Source organism: Bacillus sp. OV166, from assembly GCF_900177675.1.
Classification (GTDB): Bacteria; Bacillota; Bacilli; order Bacillales; family Cytobacillaceae; genus Neobacillus.
Map to the genome: position 1 here is coordinate 6,202,873 of NZ_FXWM01000001.1, position 18,822 is coordinate 6,221,694.

12 protein-coding genes, 1 tRNA gene and 3 rRNA genes are annotated in these 18,822 nt (G+C 42.4%); 4 read left to right on the plus strand and 12 right to left on the minus strand.

Annotated features, from left to right (window positions below; all coding sequences use genetic code 11):
* Window positions 1-5 precede the first annotated feature (5 nt).
* Genes CCK98_RS30340 through CCK98_RS30355 form a run of 4 tightly spaced genes read right to left on the minus strand, consistent with a single transcriptional unit; the run spans window position 6 to window position 4,119 of the window.
* Window positions 6-1,352 (minus strand): LLM class flavin-dependent oxidoreductase, encoded by a 1,347-nt coding sequence (locus CCK98_RS30340; RefSeq protein ID WP_088089979.1) that lies wholly within the window; start codon window positions 1,350-1,352, stop codon window positions 6-8.
* 17 nt (window positions 1,353-1,369) lie between these two features.
* The gene (locus CCK98_RS30345; RefSeq protein ID WP_088089980.1) at window positions 1,370-2,200 is read right to left on the minus strand and encodes an ABC transporter permease; all 831 of its coding nucleotides are present in this window, start codon (window positions 2,198-2,200) and stop codon (window positions 1,370-1,372) included.
* Between the two features lie 35 nt (window positions 2,201-2,235).
* The gene (locus tag CCK98_RS30350; RefSeq protein ID WP_088089981.1) at window positions 2,236-3,063 is read right to left on the minus strand and encodes an ABC transporter ATP-binding protein; all 828 of its coding nucleotides are present in this window, start codon (window positions 3,061-3,063) and stop codon (window positions 2,236-2,238) included.
* Window positions 3,064-3,075: 12 nt separating this feature from the next.
* Window positions 3,076-4,119 (minus strand): ABC transporter substrate-binding protein, encoded by a 1,044-nt coding sequence (locus CCK98_RS30355; RefSeq protein ID WP_088089982.1) that lies wholly within the window; start codon window positions 4,117-4,119, stop codon window positions 3,076-3,078.
* A gap of 492 nt (window positions 4,120-4,611) precedes the next feature.
* Here CCK98_RS30355 and CCK98_RS30360 point away from each other — a divergent pair, with 492 nt between their 5' ends.
* The 4 genes from CCK98_RS30360 (at window position 4,612) to CCK98_RS30370 (ending at window position 8,126) form a co-directional block, all read left to right on the plus strand.
* On the plus strand, window positions 4,612-5,523 hold the full coding sequence (locus CCK98_RS30360) for a TauD/TfdA family dioxygenase (protein WP_088089983.1): 912 nt from the start codon (window positions 4,612-4,614) through the stop codon (window positions 5,521-5,523).
* Between the two features lie 1,105 nt (window positions 5,524-6,628).
* Window positions 6,629-6,892 carry a hypothetical protein gene (locus tag CCK98_RS30365; RefSeq protein ID WP_088089984.1) on the plus strand — a complete coding sequence of 88 codons (264 nt, stop codon included), beginning with the start codon at window positions 6,629-6,631 and terminating at the stop codon, window positions 6,890-6,892.
* 321 nt (window positions 6,893-7,213) lie between these two features.
* The gene (locus CCK98_RS35755) at window positions 7,214-7,387 is read left to right on the plus strand and encodes a hypothetical protein (protein WP_179195973.1); all 174 of its coding nucleotides are present in this window, start codon (window positions 7,214-7,216) and stop codon (window positions 7,385-7,387) included.
* A gap of 469 nt (window positions 7,388-7,856) precedes the next feature.
* Window positions 7,857-8,126, plus strand: a complete 270-nt coding sequence (locus tag CCK98_RS30370; RefSeq protein WP_088089985.1) for an excalibur calcium-binding domain-containing protein — start codon at window positions 7,857-7,859, stop codon at window positions 8,124-8,126.
* Between the two features lie 228 nt (window positions 8,127-8,354).
* On the opposite strand, the gene CCK98_RS30375 is transcribed toward CCK98_RS30370, so the two are convergent.
* From CCK98_RS30375 to CCK98_RS30410, 8 genes are all read right to left on the minus strand, one after another.
* Window positions 8,355-8,429: transfer RNA gene (locus CCK98_RS30375), tRNA-Glu, on the minus strand.
* A gap of 39 nt (window positions 8,430-8,468) precedes the next feature.
* Window positions 8,469-8,585 (minus strand): 5S ribosomal RNA (gene rrf / locus CCK98_RS30380).
* Window positions 8,586-8,660: 75 nt separating this feature from the next.
* Window positions 8,661-11,595, minus strand: a 23S ribosomal RNA gene (locus CCK98_RS30385).
* A gap of 204 nt (window positions 11,596-11,799) precedes the next feature.
* Window positions 11,800-13,349: ribosomal RNA gene (locus CCK98_RS30390) — 16S ribosomal RNA — on the minus strand.
* Together the 16S, 23S and 5S rRNA genes with 1 tRNA gene alongside form the textbook arrangement of a ribosomal RNA operon.
* A 510-nt stretch (window positions 13,350-13,859) precedes the next feature.
* The gene (galU, locus tag CCK98_RS30395) at window positions 13,860-14,732 is read right to left on the minus strand and encodes a UTP--glucose-1-phosphate uridylyltransferase GalU (RefSeq protein ID WP_088089986.1); all 873 of its coding nucleotides are present in this window, start codon (window positions 14,730-14,732) and stop codon (window positions 13,860-13,862) included.
* A 264-nt stretch (window positions 14,733-14,996) separates the two neighbouring features.
* Window positions 14,997-16,640: a M20/M25/M40 family metallo-hydrolase gene (locus CCK98_RS30400; RefSeq protein ID WP_256942498.1), complete on the minus strand. Its 1,644-nt coding sequence runs from the start codon at window positions 16,638-16,640 to the stop codon at window positions 14,997-14,999.
* 144 nt (window positions 16,641-16,784) lie between these two features.
* Complete coding sequence (locus CCK98_RS30405; RefSeq protein ID WP_088089987.1) at window positions 16,785-17,438, minus strand: GntR family transcriptional regulator; 654 nt, start codon at window positions 17,436-17,438, stop codon at window positions 16,785-16,787.
* A 201-nt stretch (window positions 17,439-17,639) separates the two neighbouring features.
* Window positions 17,640-18,821, minus strand: coding sequence for an aminotransferase A (locus CCK98_RS30410; protein ID WP_088089988.1), 1,182 nt, complete (start codon window positions 18,819-18,821; stop codon window positions 17,640-17,642).
* Window position 18,822 lies beyond the last annotated feature (1 nt).

The window sequence follows — 18,822 nt, forward strand, 5'->3', positions numbered from 1 at the left end:
GACTTCTATTTTAGGGACTCAATAAGAGTATTAACAGGCCGCTTTAATCCCAGATTCTCCCTTAATGTATTACCTGTATATTGTTTACGGAACAAACCACGTTGTTGAAGGACAGGAATCACGAGATCAACGAAATCATCAAGACCACCAGGTAAATAAGGTGGCATGACATTGAAGCCGTCCGCTGCCCCATTTTCAAACCATTCTTGCATATGATCTGCAATTTGCTCAGGTGTGCCTTTGATTTCACGATGTCCGCGGGCACCGGCTATCCGTTGATACAGTTTGCGAATCGTCAATCCTTCACGATCTGCAAGATCCTTTAATAATTGGAAACGACTTTTCCCCCCGTTTATCTGATTCAATTCAGGCAAATCTGGAAGGGGCCCATCCACCGGATATCCTGATAAATCAACACTTATCATGCCAGATAAAAGAGAGATTCCCGCTTCTTCCGGTATAAGTTCCTCAAGCAGCGCCTTATTTTCTTCCGCTTCTTCCTCTGTACTACCAATAACAGGGAAAACTCCAGGCATAATTTTCAGTTCCTCAGGTGAGCGACCGTATTTCGCCATTCTTCCTTTTACATCCGCATAAAAGCTTCTAGCTTCTTCAATCGTTTGCCAAGCAGTGAATATAACCTCGGCTGTCCGCGCCGCAAGCTCCTTCCCTGCTTCAGAAGAACCAGCCTGGATCACAACAGGATGCCCTTGCACCGGGCGGGAGATATTTAATGGACCAGCTACGGAAAACCATTCTCCTTTATGATTAATGGAGTGTATTTTGGATGAATCCGCAAATTGGGCTGACTCTTTATCAATAATTAACGCATCATCCTCCCAACTATCCCACAGCTTCGTGACCACATCGACAAACTCTTCAGCCCGTTCATACCGTTTTTCATGAAGGAGCTGCTGTTCTAAATTAAAATTTTGAGCTTCTACGTCAGTGCTTGATGTGACAACATTCCACCCTGCACGGCCGCCGCTCAAATGATCAAGAGAGGCGAACCTGCGGGCAACATTATATGGCTCATTAAAAGTAGTTGATACCGTTCCTACAAATCCGATATGATTTGTCACAGCAGAAAGGGCGGATAACAGGGTAAAGGGTTCAAATAACGTATTCACAGTTTGGCCCAATACCGTTTGATTTTTCCCTCTCACCGCATAGGCATCTGCAAGAAAAACCATATCAAACTTACCACGTTCCGCTGTTTGGGCAAGCCTTTTGATAAAATCAAAGCTCATGATTTGATGGGCTTCTGCTTTTGGATGCCTCCAAGCAGCGACATGATGTCCAGGGATCATAAAAAATGCGCCTAATTTCATTTCCCGATTATGTTGAGTCATGTTTCCTCCTCCTATCTTCATTGTCCATTTGAATTTGTTTTCCAGCTTGAAAATTTCCTCTCTAAGGAGACTAGAAAATAATTGATAACCACACCGAGTAGAGAAATCGTAATAATACCGGCATACATTTGTGGAATTTGAAAGTTTTGTTGCGTGTAATTAATGAGATAACCCAAACCTTCCTTTGCTCCAACCATTTCGGCAGCGATTAACACCAGAATGGAAGATGATCCAGCCATCCGTATTCCGGTAAAAATAGTCGGAATGGATGCAGGCAAAATCACCTTATAAAACAGTTTGTAGGAAGGCAGCCCCATTGATTTGGCTGATTTAATCAGTAATGGATCGACATTTCGAACAGCATTAATCGTATTTAAAAGAATCGGAAACGTACAAGCAAACAAGACAATCGAAACTTTCGATGTTTCACCGATCCCCAGCAGCAAAATAAAGACAGGTAATAACGCTAAGGCAGCTGTATTACGAAACAGTTCCAGCACGGGGTTTAAAAATTCATTTGCTAGCGGATACCATCCAATGACAAGGCCTAAAGGAATAGCAATCAGGATCGCTAACCCCAATCCCAAAAGCGAACGGAAAATACTGGCCTGAAAGTGGGCATACATGTCACCCGAAATCACTAACCCCCACCAGCTCTCCGCAACTTTAGAAAAAGGTGGAAAGAACGTTGAATCTACTAATCCAATTCGGGGAGCAATCTCCCAAAGGATGAGTAAAAGCAAAATTGCAATGGATTGTTTGACAAACTTTTGCCCCCAATGAAAGGATATACGAACGCGTTGTGATGTTTGCATCGGTGCCGTAATCGATTTACCATAACCAGGCATTTTTTTCACCTCTTCTATAAAATAATTCACCTTTTTTAAGCGGATTGGTCCGTTTTCTCGACTTTTTGTGCTTTACTTACTTCCTCACGCAGCAAATCCCAAATTTGGTGACGTGTCCTTGAAAATTCCGGAGTTGAACGTAAATCTTCTTCTTGACTGCTTGAATGAAGTGGGTTTTCAATAATTTGTTTAATGGTTCCCGGTCGAGAAGTCATGACGGCCACACGCTGTCCTAAATACACCGCTTCATCAATTCCATGTGTAATGAAAACAATGGTTTTTTTCGTATGTTCCCAGATTCGAAGTAATTCTGTTTGTAAGGTTTCACGCGTTTGCGCATCGAGTGCAGCGAACGGTTCATCCATCAACAGTACTTCTGGGTCATACGCCAAACTTCGGGCAATAGCCACACGCTGCTTCATTCCACCCGAAAGTTCATGCGGATACCGATCTTCGAAACCCGATAATCCAACCAGTGACAAAAAGTAACGGGATATTTCAGCCCGCTCCTTTTTGGGAACACCTTTTGATTCTAAGCCAAATTCAATGTTTCCTTTTGCTGTTTTCCAAGGCATTAATGCATACTGCTGAAAGACAATCCCCCGATCTAAACCCGGACCCTTAATCGGTTTTCCATCCAGTAAGATTCGGCCGGAGGTAGGTTTCGTTAGACCGCCTAAAAGGTCAAGCAAAGTGGATTTTCCGCAACCTGATGGGCCTACTAATGCAAGAAACTCTCCACTGTTGACCGAAAAATGTACATTTTTAATGGCTGTAAATTCTTTAAGCGTTCCCTTTCCTTGATGAGAATCCCTTACGTTAAAGACCTTGCTGACATGTTCAAACTGAATTTTTTCCGTCATTGTCTCACCTCATTAGTTTTTTTCCACATCACCTTTAAAAGGATTAAATTCATTCGTGTATAAATCATTCAGTTTCACTTGACCATCCGTAAACTCACCGTTTTTCTTCAACCAGTCTACCCATACTTTAAACTCCTTTTCCTGAATATACCCCCCTTTCTCTGCTATACCTGTACTCTTCCAATATTGCAGCTGGTTTGTTTCCTCCTTCCGCCCCCTTTTCTTAATAATGGATTCAAAACGGGCAATCACTTGATCCCGTGGAGTCGTACGTGCCCATTCAATGGCTTTCGCTGTGGCTTCAACAAACTTTTTCACTGTATGCGGATTTTGTTTGATAAATTTATCGGTAAAGACATAGCTGCCGGCTGTAAAGGAGCCCAACAAATCATAATCACTAAAAAGCGTTCTGATCCCGCCTCTTTTTACAGCAAGATCCCCTAACATCCCAGTCAAAACTGCTACATCTATTTGATTTTGGCGTATTGCCTGCTCTAGACTGACCGGTGGCAGAACAACTAAAGTTACTTTCTTTATTTCCTCATCTGTTAATCCATTTTGTTTTAAATATTCTTTTAAAACGAATTCAGCATGTGCTCCCATTGTATTCATACCAACTTTTTTGCCAATTAAATCCTGGGCACTTTTTATCGGGCTATCATCCAATACATAATAGCCGGTATATGTATCTTTATCACTGCCGTAATAACCAACGACCGACTTTATCGGTGCACCGCTCGCTATCAATTTGGCAACAGCACCGTTAAAAGCACCGCCAAAATCTGCTTGACCGGTCGCCGCGTTTTGAATAGAGGCAGGCCCGCTCGTTTGATTTCCAATCCATTCAAGTTTAATCGGACCTAGATAGCCTAAATCCTCTGCTAACTCTGGATAAGTAACCTGACCCACTGATCCTTCATACCGGAGTTTCAGCGTTTCATACGTGCCATTTCCTTTTGTTTCTGTCGCTCCTGACTTTTTCTCCTGGCATCCAGCCGATATAACAACTGATAATACAATTAAAAATAAAAGTGCCTTGGTTCTCCAAATCTTCATAACGGGCCCCTACCTTCTCTTAAAATTAAAACCAACCGATCCAATCGAAAAATCCATTACCAGCCACGAGAAAAAAAGTCTGATCAAACGTTCACCTTTCTACAGGCATGCCTTTTTCTCGATAAAAAAAACCGGAGACATTTCTTTAAAAAGAAAAGTCTCCGGTTGACCGGTCAATTAAATTCATGATTTCCTATTGGGTTACTTGGTTTTCACTTATATTACCAATTCAATTTTCAGTCGTCAACGAAAAATTTAAAATAAAGTTAATTTTTAAAAAAAACTAAAAAATCAAAATTAGTTATTGACAGATGTTTTCCAGAAAATTAAAATCACATTAAGCCGATATGAATTATATAAATTAAATTTACAAGCAATTGAATTGCTGACCAGTCACCTGGAAGCCAGAGCTATTATGCTCTGGCTTTCTTTCGTCTTATCGGTCCATTATTATAGCTGGCTTTTACGGCTAAAAACAAGGAGGAAATAAAAATGAGTAATGTCAAAGAAGTTCAAAATGAAGCAGGAATTGTAGTAAAACCAGTGGCTGGACGTATTGGAGCAGAATTATCAGGTGTGAAACTTTCCGGAGAACTAGACTCCACTACAGTTAAATCTATCCGTGAAGCGCTGTTAAAGTATAAGGTTGTTTTCTTCCGTGATCAAAATCATCTGGACGATCAAGGACAAGAAGCCTTTGCACAACTACTTGGTAATCCAGTTGTTCATCCAACTGTACCAGCAAAAGATGGCACAAACTATATATTAGAACTTCATTCCGAACATGGCGGCCGAGCCAATTCATGGCATACAGATGTAACATTTGAAGCAGCTTACCCAAAATTCTCCATTTTACGTGGAGTGGAGATACCGGAGGCAGGAGGTGATACCGTTTGGGCAAACACGGCTACGGCCTATGAAAATCTTCCAACAGAATTACAAAATCTGGCGAATCAATTATGGGCAGTCCATACCAACGCTTATGATTATGCAGCAAAACACCATAATGTTTCGGATGAAGCGATCAAACGCCATGACGAAATCTTTACTTCTACCCTATATGAAACCGAACACCCAGTTGTCCATGTACATCCTGAAACCGGAGAGCGCCATCTTCTCCTCGGTCATTTTGTCAAAAATTTTAGCGGTCTTTCTTCCACCGATTCGGCTCATTTATTCTCCATCCTACAAGGACATGTAACACAACTCGAAAATACGGTACGATGGAAATGGAGAGCGGGAGATGTGGTCATTTGGGATAACCGCGCCACCCAGCATTACGCAGTGAATGACTACGGCCATGCACAAAGAGTGGTCCGAAGAATAACCATTGATGGAGACGTGCCTATTAGTTTAGATGGTCGCCGCAGTGCCACAAAAACAAAAATTAGAAAGAATAAATAAGTTTCTTCTATCCTTTGAAGATAAAGTAAAGGTAATCATGATCCCAAAATGGGACAGCTTGGAAAATGGAATTTCCACCGTAAACCCCTCAGAAAATTAAAAGCCTAAATTCTCCTTTTAAAATAGGGAGAATTTAGGCTTATTCACTTTCAACCAAATATAGGAAGGCCGCTACTGATGCCTATTTGTTTTTTGACAGAACTTGCGGAATATCGGGTGGTGTTAGTGTATTGCGCCCGAAGTTCAGTGGCTAGCTCTTACTCGACGGGTATCCCACCCACTATATGTTACGGCCTAGACTCGGTCGCTCTGACAGGCACCGAATCCTATTACTTCTAAATTCGCCCATAAAAACACTAAATTCGCCCATTGAAGCCCAAAATTCGCCCATAAATCTCGAAGATTCGCTCCTTAAACTCAAAACTTCGCCCATTAAAGGGGCAAGTCATTTTATAAATCATAAACGCTCACTATTAAAGTGTAATTTTACACAAAATATCATTTTAACGAGCTCCTCCATGACTAATCCTCTCAAACTTCAGACCTTTTTACGTAATTATTGCTCCTTACTACATATTTTCAGGCTTTTACTACATATTTTCCGAAACTTACGACATTTACTGGATAATAAATGGAAATTACCTCTAACTCAGATTAATACAACACAATTATGGGTTCTTATTTCACAGCTTCGGAGATTCATTGACTTATAAGATGCTAGTTTCGCTGATAAAAGTGGCATTTCCGCTGATAAAAGTCGGTTTTCCGCCGATAAAATGGTCCCCAGTGCGCTGATATCCTTCAATAGTTCGCTGATAAGTTACTCATTGTACTAATTTTCCCCCTCCAGGCACCCACATCCTCCTAAAAGTTAGCTTTATTTGCACAAACTTGGCAATATGTTGTATCTATTTTAGAATAAAAAGGAGAAATGCTAGAACTGTATGATCGAAACCATGTTGGAAAAGCAGCATGGTTTTTTATATTGTTACCGGGAGTTTTCAAATTCCCTTATAAAAGGGAATTTCTTTTGCTCTAACGTTCGAATTTTCTGGTATAATTTCATTTTAAGAATACAATTTGAACATAGTAAGGGGAGTTTAATTTGGAAGGTTTTATTGGATTGGTTTTAAATATAATCCTAACGATTTATTTAGTGATTGATTCTCGTAAGCATGGTAAAAGCCCCATCCTTTGGGGAATTCTCGGATTCATTTTTGGGTTGATCGCTTTGGGTATTTATCTAATAAAAACAAATCGAAAGGTCATCGGTTGGATTATCACGATTATTAGCATAATAGGTTATTTAGCCTTACTCTTAGTCCTAATATTAGGTGCGGCCCTTATACTCGGGGGAGGATTTTCTTAAAATAAAAATGAAAGCTCCACAGGGACGGTTCAGGACCAGTGATAAGTCCTCTTTATGTGTAAAAGATACGGATCATCTACCATATGTAGATGATCCGTATCTTTTTTCTTACTATTTTCGAGTAAAACACACGTTTTTTTATTGAAGTAATTACTTTTTCAGCAGCCCCGGTCTAAGTTTCCTCATCTATGAGAAAAAAATTTAACAGAGGTAACTTTTGTATAAGCTATGAAAAATTTGTCCATCCTGATCATATAAAAGATAGGTTAGGAGAGTGGAGAACTTGATAATGTTTTTTCCGATAAATAGGGGTGATTTTCAATGAGCACAGAAGAATTGAATAAAATTATTACAGTTAAGAAGATGGATTTAGAGGAATGTGAGCAAGAACTTAACAGTCGTTACTACCCTTCAATAGTGAGAGTAGCAATGATGAATTACATTTTAGTCCTACAGGAACAATTGGAAAAGTTTAATCATGCAATTGAGAAATAATTACTATTTAAAAAGAGAAGTCCCGGTTAGGGTGTGCTGCGAACGCTGACTGACTTCTTCTTGTTTTTTTGAGGCATTGTTTGTGGAATAGCCACGATTTTTACCACCTTTTCATTATTATTTACCACCTTTCCCCTACTACACAAACGTTTAATTAATAGTGGCCTCAGCACGCTCCCTTCCTTCCTGACTTTATCCCTTTAAAAGTATAAAAAGAATGTCGTGGTCTGTCTTCAACAATGACTCTTTTAAAAAGGAACCTTGTTTAGCTACTGAACCAGGGTCCGTGCCCAAATCCATTATTGTGACTAGTTGCTTATTTTCCTCTAGTGAACTTAGTTTGGGGAAATAATCTAGAAAGTTATTAAAATTAGTGCAAATGTACCAGAACACATCATATTTGTATTGCAATTTACCTAATAATACCCTATTATGGAAATTAGATTTCAATATAGGGAGTATGAAAAATATGAAAAAGTTGTTTACTATTTTACTTTCTTTGGGATTAGTTGTGGGGCTATCCTTCAGTTTGACTGATTCTGCGGAAGCACAGGTAAAGATTAAAACTTACCCAAACTGTACTGCTTTGAATAAGGATTTCAAAGGTGGAGTGGCAAGAGCATCTAATGTTAAAAACAAAGGGGGGAAAACTAAGTACAAGCCATACGTTTCAAAAGCGCTGTATGACGCTAATAAGAAAAGTGACCGGGATAAAGATTTTATTGCATGTGAGCGATAATAGGTATAAATATCAAAAGGAGGGCTGATCAGTCCTCCTTTATTTTTGGTTGTTTCTGAGAGATGGGTGCATTTTAATGGTTCGTAATAATTCTCTTCAATGATTTGTAAGTCACATACTAAAACTCACTAGGTTGCTTGATAGGTATACGACTTTTTTTATTATCAAGAAATCAGATAAAATATCTGACTATCAGATTTGCTATTTTTTAAAAAACCTTGGTAAATATGGTGACCCCTACGGGATTCGAACCCGTGTTACCTCCGTGAAATGGAGGTGTCTTAACCACTTGACCAAGGGGCCATATTAAATTTGAACAAAAAAAATAACCCTAAAGGGTTAGCCTGGCAATGTCCTACTCTCACAGGGACGCGTGTCCCAACTACCATCGGCGCTGAGAAGCTTAACTTCCGTGTTCGGTATGGGAACGGGTGTGACCTTCTCGCCATAATTGCCAGACTATTTTGTTGAGGTATCATTCCCTCAAAACTAGATAATGCAGAAGAAGTTGTAAAAATGAGTATGCCTTAAAAATTGGTTAAGTCCTCGAACGATTAGTATCAGTCAGCTCCACATGTTACCACGCTTCCACCTCTGACCTATCAACCTGATCATCTTTCAGGGTTCTTACTAGCTTGCGCTATGGGAAATCTCATCTTGAGGGGGGCTTCATGCTTAGATGCTTTCAGCACTTATCCCGTCCGCACATAGCTACCCAGCGATGCCCTTGGCAGAACAACTGGTACACCAGCGGTGCGTCCATCCCGGTCCTCTCGTACTAAGGACAGCTCCTCTCAAATTTCCTGCGCCCACGACGGATAGGGACCGAACTGTCTCACGACGTTCTGAACCCAGCTCGCGTACCGCTTTAATGGGCGAACAGCCCAACCCTTGGGACCGACTACAGCCCCAGGATGCGATGAGCCGACATCGAGGTGCCAAACCTCCCCGTCGATGTGGACTCTTGGGGGAGATAAGCCTGTTATCCCCGGGGTAGCTTTTATCCGTTGAGCGATGGCCCTTCCATGCGGAACCACCGGATCACTAAGCCCGACTTTCGTCCCTGCTCGACTTGTAGGTCTCGCAGTCAAGCTCCCTTGTGCCTTTACACTCTGCGAATGATTTCCAACCATTCTGAGGGAACCTTTGGGCGCCTCCGTTACTCTTTAGGAGGCGACCGCCCCAGTCAAACTGCCCACCTGACACTGTCTCCCACCCCGATCAGGGGTGCGGGTTAGAATTTCAATACAGCCAGGGTAGTATCCCACCGACGCCTCCACCGAAGCTAGCGCTCCGGCTTCTCAGGCTCCTACCTATCCTGTACAAGCTGTACCAAAATTCAATATCAGGCTACAGTAAAGCTCCACGGGGTCTTTCCGTCCTGTCGCGGGTAACCTGCATCTTCACAGGTACTATAATTTCACCGAGTCTCTCGTTGAGACAGTGCCCAGATCGTTACGCCTTTCGTGCGGGTCGGAACTTACCCGACAAGGAATTTCGCTACCTTAGGACCGTTATAGTTACGGCCGCCGTTTACTGGGGCTTCGATTCAGAGCTTCGCGTGAGCTAACCCCTCCTCTTAACCTTCCAGCACCGGGCAGGCGTCAGCCCCTATACTTCGCCTTGCGGCTTCGCAGAGACCTGTGTTTTTGCTAAACAGTCGCCTGGGCCTATTCACTGCGGCTCTTCGAGGCTATTCACCTCAAAAAGCACCCCTTCTCCCGAAGTTACGGGGTCATTTTGCCGAGTTCCTTAACGAGAGTTCTCTCGCTCACCTTAGGATTCTCTCCTCGCCTACCTGTGTCGGTTTGCGGTACGGGCACCTTTTATCTCGCTAGAGGCTTTTCTTGGCAGTGTGGAATCAGGAACTTCGGTACTAAATTTCCTTCGCTATCACAGCTCAGCCTTCGCGAGAAGCGGATTTGCCTACTTCTCAACCTAACTGCTTAGACGCGCATATCCAACAGCGCGCTTACCCTATCCTCCTGCGTCCCCCCATTGCTCAAACGATAAAGAGGTGGTACAGGAATATCAACCTGTTGTCCATCGCCTACGCCTTTCGGCCTCGGCTTAGGTCCCGACTAACCCTGAGCGGACGAGCCTTCCTCAGGAAACCTTAGGCAATCGGTGGATGAGATTCTCACTCATCTTTCGCTACTCATACCGGCATTCTCACTTCTAAGCGCTCCACCAGTCCTTACGGTCTAGCTTCAACGCCCTTAGAACGCTCTCCTACCACTGACATCTAAGATGTCAATCCACAGCTTCGGTGATACGTTTAGCCCCGGTACATTTTCGGCGCAGAGTCATTCGACCAGTGAGCTATTACGCACTCTTTAAATGATGGCTGCTTCTAAGCCAACATCCTGGTTGTCTAAACAACTCCACATCCTTTTCCACTTAACGTATACTTTGGGACCTTAGCTGGTGGTCTGGGCTGTTTCCCTTTTGACTACGGATCTTATCACTCGCAGTCTGACTCCCACGGATAAGTCTTTGGCATTCGGAGTTTGTCTGAATTCGGTAACCCGATGAGGGCCCCTAGTCCAAACAGTGCTCTACCTCCAAGACTCTTACTACGTGAGGCTAGCCCTAAAGCTATTTCGGAGAGAACCAGCTATCTCCAAGTTCGATTGGAATTTCTCCGCTACCCACACCTCATCCCCGCACTTTTCAACGTGCGTGGGTTCGGGCCTCCATCCAGTGTTACCTGGACTTCACCCTGGACATGGGTAGATCACCTGGTTTCGGGTCTACGACCACATACTCATACGCCCTATTCAGACTCGCTTTCGCTGCGGCTCCGTCTCTTCAACTTAACCTTGCATGGGATCGTAACTCGCCGGTTCATTCTACAAAAGGCACGCTATCACCCATTAACGGGCTCTAACTACTTGTAGGCACACGGTTTCAGGAACTATTTCACTCCCCTTCCGGGGTGCTTTTCACCTTTCCCTCACGGTACTGGTTCACTATCGGTCACTAGGGAGTATTTAGCCTTGGGAGATGGTCCTCCCTGCTTCCGACCGGATTTCTCGTGTCCGGCCGTACTCAGGATCCACTCAGGAGGGAACGAAGTTTCGACTACAGGGTTTTTACCTTCTATGACGGACCTTTCCAGGTCGCTTCATCTACCCCGTTCCTTTGTAACTCCATGTTGAGTGTCCTACAACCCCAAGAGGCATGCCTCTTGGTTTGGGCTATGTCCCGTTTCGCTCGCCGCTACTCAGGGAATCGCGTTTGCTTTCTCTTCCTCCGGGTACTTAGATGTTTCAGTTCCCCGGGTATGCCTTCAATACCCTATGTATTCAGGTAAAGATACTGTTCCATTACGAACAGTGGGTTCCCCCATTCGGAAATCTCCGGATCAAAGCTTACTTACAGCTCCCCGAAGCATATCGGTGTTAGTCCCGTCCTTCATCGGCTCCTAGTGCCAAGGCATTCACCGTGCGCCCTTTCTAACTTAACCTAAAAGGTTATTCTCTTAACTAAATAAGAGAGAAAACTAAAATGGCATTGACTCGGTTCTTACATTGACTTCTTCATTACGATTATCTAGTTTTCAAAGAACGATTAAAAAAAGCTTTGAGAGAATTGTACTCTCAAAACTAAACAAACAAAGATCGTGTCACAAACTGTTTTGTCTGGCTCACAGGTCCAGCTTTATCCTTAGAAAGGAGGTGATCCAGCCGCACCTTCCGATACGGCTACCTTGTTACGACTTCACCCCAATCATCTGTCCCACCTTAGGCGGCTGGCTCCTTACGGTTACCCCACCGACTTCGGGTGTTACAAACTCTCGTGGTGTGACGGGCGGTGTGTACAAGGCCCGGGAACGTATTCACCGCGGCATGCTGATCCGCGATTACTAGCGATTCCGGCTTCATGCAGGCGAGTTGCAGCCTGCAATCCGAACTGAGAATGGTTTTATGGGATTGGCTAAACCTCGCGGTCTTGCAGCCCTTTGTACCATCCATTGTAGCACGTGTGTAGCCCAGGTCATAAGGGGCATGATGATTTGACGTCATCCCCACCTTCCTCCGGTTTGTCACCGGCAGTCACCTTAGAGTGCCCAACTGAATGCTGGCAACTAAGATCAAGGGTTGCGCTCGTTGCGGGACTTAACCCAACATCTCACGACACGAGCTGACGACAACCATGCACCACCTGTCACTCTGTCCCCCGAAGGGGAACGTCCTATCTCTAGGAGTGTCAGAGGATGTCAAGACCTGGTAAGGTTCTTCGCGTTGCTTCGAATTAAACCACATGCTCCACCGCTTGTGCGGGCCCCCGTCAATTCCTTTGAGTTTCAGCCTTGCGGCCGTACTCCCCAGGCGGAGTGCTTAATGCGTTAGCTGCAGCACTAAGGGGCGGAAACCCCCTAACACTTAGCACTCATCGTTTACGGCGTGGACTACCAGGGTATCTAATCCTGTTTGCTCCCCACGCTTTCGCGCCTCAGCGTCAGTTACAGACCAGAAAGCCGCCTTCGCCACTGGTGTTCCTCCACATCTCTACGCATTTCACCGCTACACGTGGAATTCCGCTTTCCTCTTCTGCACTCAAGTCCCCCAGTTTCCAATGACCCTCCACGGTTGAGCCGTGGGCTTTCACATCAGACTTAAAGGACCGCCTGCGCGCGCTTTACGCCCAATAATTCCGGACAACGCTTGCCACCTACGTATTACCGCGGCTGCTGGCACGTAGTTAGCCGTGGCTTTCTGGTTAGGTACCGTCAAGGTACCGGCAGTTACTCCGGTACTTGTTCTTCCCTAACAACAGAGCTTTACGACCCGAAGGCCTTCATCGCTCACGCGGCGTTGCTCCATCAGACTTTCGTCCATTGTGGAAGATTCCCTACTGCTGCCTCCCGTAGGAGTCTGGGCCGTGTCTCAGTCCCAGTGTGGCCGATCACCCTCTCAGGTCGGCTACGCATCGTCGCCTTGGTGAGCCGTTACCTCACCAACTAGCTAATGCGCCGCGGGCCCATCTGTAAGTGTCAGCCGAAACCGACTTTCAGCTTTTCCTCATGAGAGGAAAAGGATTATCCGGTATTAGCACCGGTTTCCCGGTGTTATCCCAGCCTTACAGGCAGGTTGCCCACGTGTTACTCACCCGTCCGCCGCTAACCAACAGGAGCAAGCTCCTATTGATTCGCTCGACTTGCATGTATTAGGCACGCCGCCAGCGTTCGTCCTGAGCCAGGATCAAACTCTCCAAGAAAGTTGATTAGCTCATTTGTTACGTTGGCTTAGTTTCACTTTCTTACGAAAGATTCACTAATAATTTTTGTTTGTTTGCACGATTTTGTTTGTTTAGTTTTCAAAGAACAATCTTGTCTGTCAAAAGTGACAGTGAAACTATCATATCATATCTTTATTATAATATCAATATAATAATTTTATTTTTTTGTTATCACTTTTAATTAATAAAACTGCTGTTAAAAGCAACTTCCTAATAATAGCACCTTCGATTTACTTATGCAATAGAAAGTTTCATTTCTTCAAAAACTATTTTTAAGATAACAATACTTTTTTCCTTTTAATTCAACAACCAAAACTGGGCCCACTGGACCTCTATACTCTAATAGTGCCGGCGATAACAAATTTCGCATGATCATATTTATCACCTCCCTTACTATTTAAAAAGAGAAATCCCGGTTAGGGTCTAGTGCCTGCCACTTATAAATCTATCAATCTTCGAAATAATACGGGGAGTGACAGGCACGAAATTTTATTCCATCTTAATTATTTCTTCCATAAAAGCTAGAATCTCTTTACGTAAAGTAGGTTCCTGCAGTGCAAATTCTATGGTTGTCTTCACAAACCCACTCTTTTCTCCTACATCATACCTCTTACCTTCAAAATCATATGCAAACACCCGTTGGATCTGATTCAACTTCTGGATCGCATCCGTCAACTGAATTTCTCCACCAGCCCCAGTTTCCTGCTGTTCCAAAAACATGAATATCTCTGGAGTTAGTATATAACGTCCCAAAATGGCTAGATTAGAAGGGGCAGTTCCAGCCTTAGGCTTTTCAACCAAATTATTTATTTGATACCTTCTACCCACCTGATCCAAAGGTTCAACAATCCCATACCGATGTGTCTCATCATCTGGAACAGACTGTACTCCAATAACTGACGAATGCGTTTCTTCATATATATTAATAAGCTGTTTTAAACAAGGAGTCTCACTTTGAACAATATCATCACCCAAGAGAACCGCAAACGGCTCATCCCCTATAAAGTTACGAGCACACCAAACTGCATGTCCTAGCCCCTTGGGTTCCTTCTGACGAATATAATGAATATCCGCAAGATTAGTAGCATAACGTACTTTTTCAAGTAGATCTAACTTTCCCTTTTCCAATAGATTTTGCTCTAATTCATGTGCAATATCAAAATGGTCTTCAATCGCCCGTTTCCCCTTACCAGTAACAATAATAATATCTTCAATCCCTGAAGCCACTGCTTCTTCGACAATATATTGAATGGTTGGTTTATCAATAATCGGCAACATTTCCTTAGGCATTGCCTTTGTTGCAGGTAGGAATCTTGTTCCAAGTCCAGCAGCTGGAATAATCGCCTTCCGTACTCGTTTCATACTTACTCCACCTTCTTATTATTTTTTTGTAAAAACAGGGGGTTTACAGTTCCAAACTCCATTCATCCATATAATCATTCTTCTACCCAGTTAGTTTAAGCATATCTTCACTATATTTATTTTAACACAGATAGCCACATGGACGGTTCTCATGTTATTTAATTTGGTTAGTCCCATTCCATTGAAAAAGGGTCAGGTCCCACTACAATCATGCTTAACGTAGTGGGGCCTGACCCTTAATGAAGGGGATCTTCACATATTTTTTTAATCATTGTCCCTAGCTAATAATAGATTCACTGTAATTGAAAGCATATCTCTTAAAGCTCCGAAAGCATTGTCAACATCTAGACGTTCCGTCCATTTATGAGCATCCTTTCCAACAGGGCCTAGGTTGAGTACAGGAATATTTAGACTCTCTAATACATCTAAAGGAACACTATATCCCTTATCCCAAAGAGGCATGTTAGCGGTGAGGTCTCCAAGGCTTGAAGCAGGTTTATCTAAAGATACATAGCTTAAGTCCGATAATCCAGCAAAATAATTTTGTTTTTTAAGCTCGATATGATACTGGTTTTTGGCATACCCAATGATATGATCCACTACACGACTAATACGCGGGTGGTTTCGAGAGTTTACCGCCGGGTAATAAGGCGGAGCAAAGAAAAGGACAATCATTGGTGATAACTCTTTACAAAGGATAGAAAGCTCATCAACCAGATGAATGGTCAGGTCGCGATCGTCCTTCAGCCCTCTGCTGCTCATTACATTCGTTTGAATAGTATCGACTTTTTCTTTTCCATAGGTTTCGATTGCATAACGGAGTAATTCATCAAAATGATAAACCTTTACAGAAACTTCATGTGGTGTAGAATTTTCTAGTTTCGAAAAATGGGCTGCTCTTTTTCCGTAACCTTGTTCGATCCTTCGGGCAACTTTTTCAGCACTTTTCCTTAGGTGTTCAACGACTTCATTCATTGATCGTTCCATAATAAACATATTAAACATCGTAATCGCGCGATGAGGTATTTGCACATTGTATTCTTTTTTTAAGTCTTTCTGGATTAGAGTTGTTGGAGGAGGAGTGACCTCACCTTCAACCACTTCACAAAATTCAGTATTCAACTCTAACTCATTCGTTAGTAACGAGGCCATAAAATTCCCGTTTAATCCTGAGAAAGGCTCACCCACATGTGTTTCCTTCCCGTAGCAGAGAAACCCAGGTAAAATCTTACCAATTGAACCGGAATAAATATATTGATTCTCATCTCCTGGATAGCGGGCAAACATTGGCTCTGAGTTTAAACACGCATTGTATTCAAGATTATGCTGCTTCGCCATTTCCAATAGGATCGGTGCCGCATTACGCATCCCAACTGAATTCACTTCTTCATCACAAACCGTTAAAAGCAATAAATTCCCATCAAATGATCCAGAACATGCCTCTTCGATGAGCGACATATGCAGGGCTAAACCACACTTCATATCCATCGTTCCCCTGCCGAACAACCAATTTCCATTTTCTAAGTCCTTTTGAACATCTTTAGGCATTTGATTCTTGTTTTCATAAAATAACTCTGTTAATTTTTTCGGATGAAAAGCATATTCCTGCCATTCACCATAATCCTCTACTCCCACTACATCAAAATGACTGACAAGAATCACGGTTCTTTTTTCATTCGTCCCCTTTTTTACGAGAGCCGTAACAAATTTACGGTCGTCCTCTGTTGTATGAAGAGTTAAATACTCTTCATTCGTTTGAAAGTAAGGAAGCTCACGAAGTTTATTTTCAACATATTCCGCCACTTTGATTTCGCCGATACTGTGTGTCACACTTGGAATCTCAACAAGTTCACAGAGTGAGTCCAATAATTGATTTTTTGTTTGCCATTTACTTTCTTTTACCATCATTTGCTTACGTCATCCCCTTTTAAATAAAAATTGTGCTTGTATTTGTATACAATTGTTTTTAAAAAAATATTTATGAGTAAATATAAGTTTAAGAAGCCCCAGCAGCAGGTCATCCTACTAGAGCGCCTAACCCCATACGGTTTTTTATTTTAAAAGTGTAAGTCCAAATCTTTTGGATACATTTTTCACATGATTGGCCATGCATTCAGTTGCTTCTTCTGGGTCTTTCCTTTCAAGAGCATCAATGATTTGAAGATGTTCTTGAAGAGCTTCTGACGCACTATCTTGTAGCGTATTCGTTAGAATGAGATACCTTTGCATCTGGGTGCGAAGAGAATTAATAAATTCATTTAATTTATGGTTATTGGTAAACTCCGCGAGATAGCTATGAAATTGGGTGTCCAAATTAATAAATTGGCTAAAATCTTGTTCAACGATACTTTCACGCTGTTGATTACAAATATCTTTTAAAAATGCTAATTGCTCTTCGTCAATGCTTAAGCAGGCAAGTTTAGCTGCTAGAGGTTCCAACGTTTCTCTTAAAACCTGGTACTCTCGTGCTTCTTCTACAGAGATCATTCGAACTCTTGTTTGTTTGGATGATTCCATTTCAGCCAGACCTTCATAGACTAGCTTTTTTAGGGCGGTTCGGATCGGAGTTCGGCTGATCCCCAGCTTTTCGGCTAAATGCTCTTCGGTTAAATACTCCAATGGTTTTATATCATTATTGATAATGGCATTTTTTATCACATCATACGCTTGATCAGATAACGAACCAGCAGATTTCAATTTTCGCATAATAATCTTCCTTTACCTTTAGTCCAATTTAGAAATTACTTAAACGTATAATCAAACTATATTGTACTAGAAGGACAATATAGTTTGATTATAACATGATGTTAAGATTGTAAATATCTGCAAAATAAATTCCCATTAAATTTATTGAACAATTAGAGTGAAACTGTAAAAAGATCCTTTCTAGTTGGGGTCACCATCTTATTAAGGTTTCCCCACTGCCCTTTTGTTCTTAATGGAATCCATAAAAAGTTCGATTCGATCTAAAGCTGTTTTGAGCATTTCCATGGAAGCAGCATATGAAATCCTTATGAAACCTTCTCCATATTCAGAAAACCCAGTGCCAGGCACCACCGCCACTCTTGCTTCTTGTAAAAGGTTCATCGCAAAATCGAATGAATTCATGTTGGTACTTTTTATCGAAGGGAAAACATAAAAGGCACCCTCTGGTTTCACAACATCAAATCCCATGTTCGTTAATCGTTCGCAAACATAATCTCTTCTTTTCCTATATTCTACGACCATTTGATGCGCATCATTGATTCCATGTGTGAGAGCTTCAACGGCTGCATGCTGGCTTATCGTGCTAGCACAGACAGAATTATAAAGATGCACCTTCAACATCTCTTCAGATAAATAGGCCGGCGCAAAGGTAAAACCAATTCTCCACCCAGTCATAGAATGTGACTTAGCAAGACCATTAATAACGATCGTTTTTTCCCTCATTCCTGGAAAAGAGGCAATCGAATAATGTTTTTTATCAAAAGTCAGTTCACTATATATTTCATCCGAAACTACGAAAATATTCTTTTCCCTCAGAAGTCGTGCAATTTCAATTATCTCTTCTTGATCTAACACGCTTCCTAACGGATTAGATGGAGAGCAAAGGACAAGGCAGCGAGTTTTTTTGGTAATTTTACTTTCAATCAGTTCGGCATTGACCTTGAACTGATTTTGAGTCACATCAATATATACGGGAACTGCCCCACACAATCTGATAAGCGGTTCGTACCCTGGATAAATAGGAGCTGGGAGAAGGACTTCGTCTCCCTCTCGCAAAATCGTGCGAAATGCTGTATCAATGGCTTCTGTCGCTCCGTTGGTGACAATGATTTCCTTTTCGGCGTCATAGGATAGACCGTATTTACGATGCACAAAGTCACTAGCCGCTTGTCTAAGGCCAAGTAACCCCGCATTATGCGTATAGGCCGTTTGATTCCGTCTTATGGCTGAAATACCAGCCTCTTTTATATGTTCGGGGGTACGAAAATCAGGCTGACCAAGGGTAAGATTAATCGCATCAGGATAATCAGCAACCATATTGGAAAATTTCCTAATACTAGGAACCTGAATCGTCGTAACTCTCTTATTGATCAAATTTTCCATG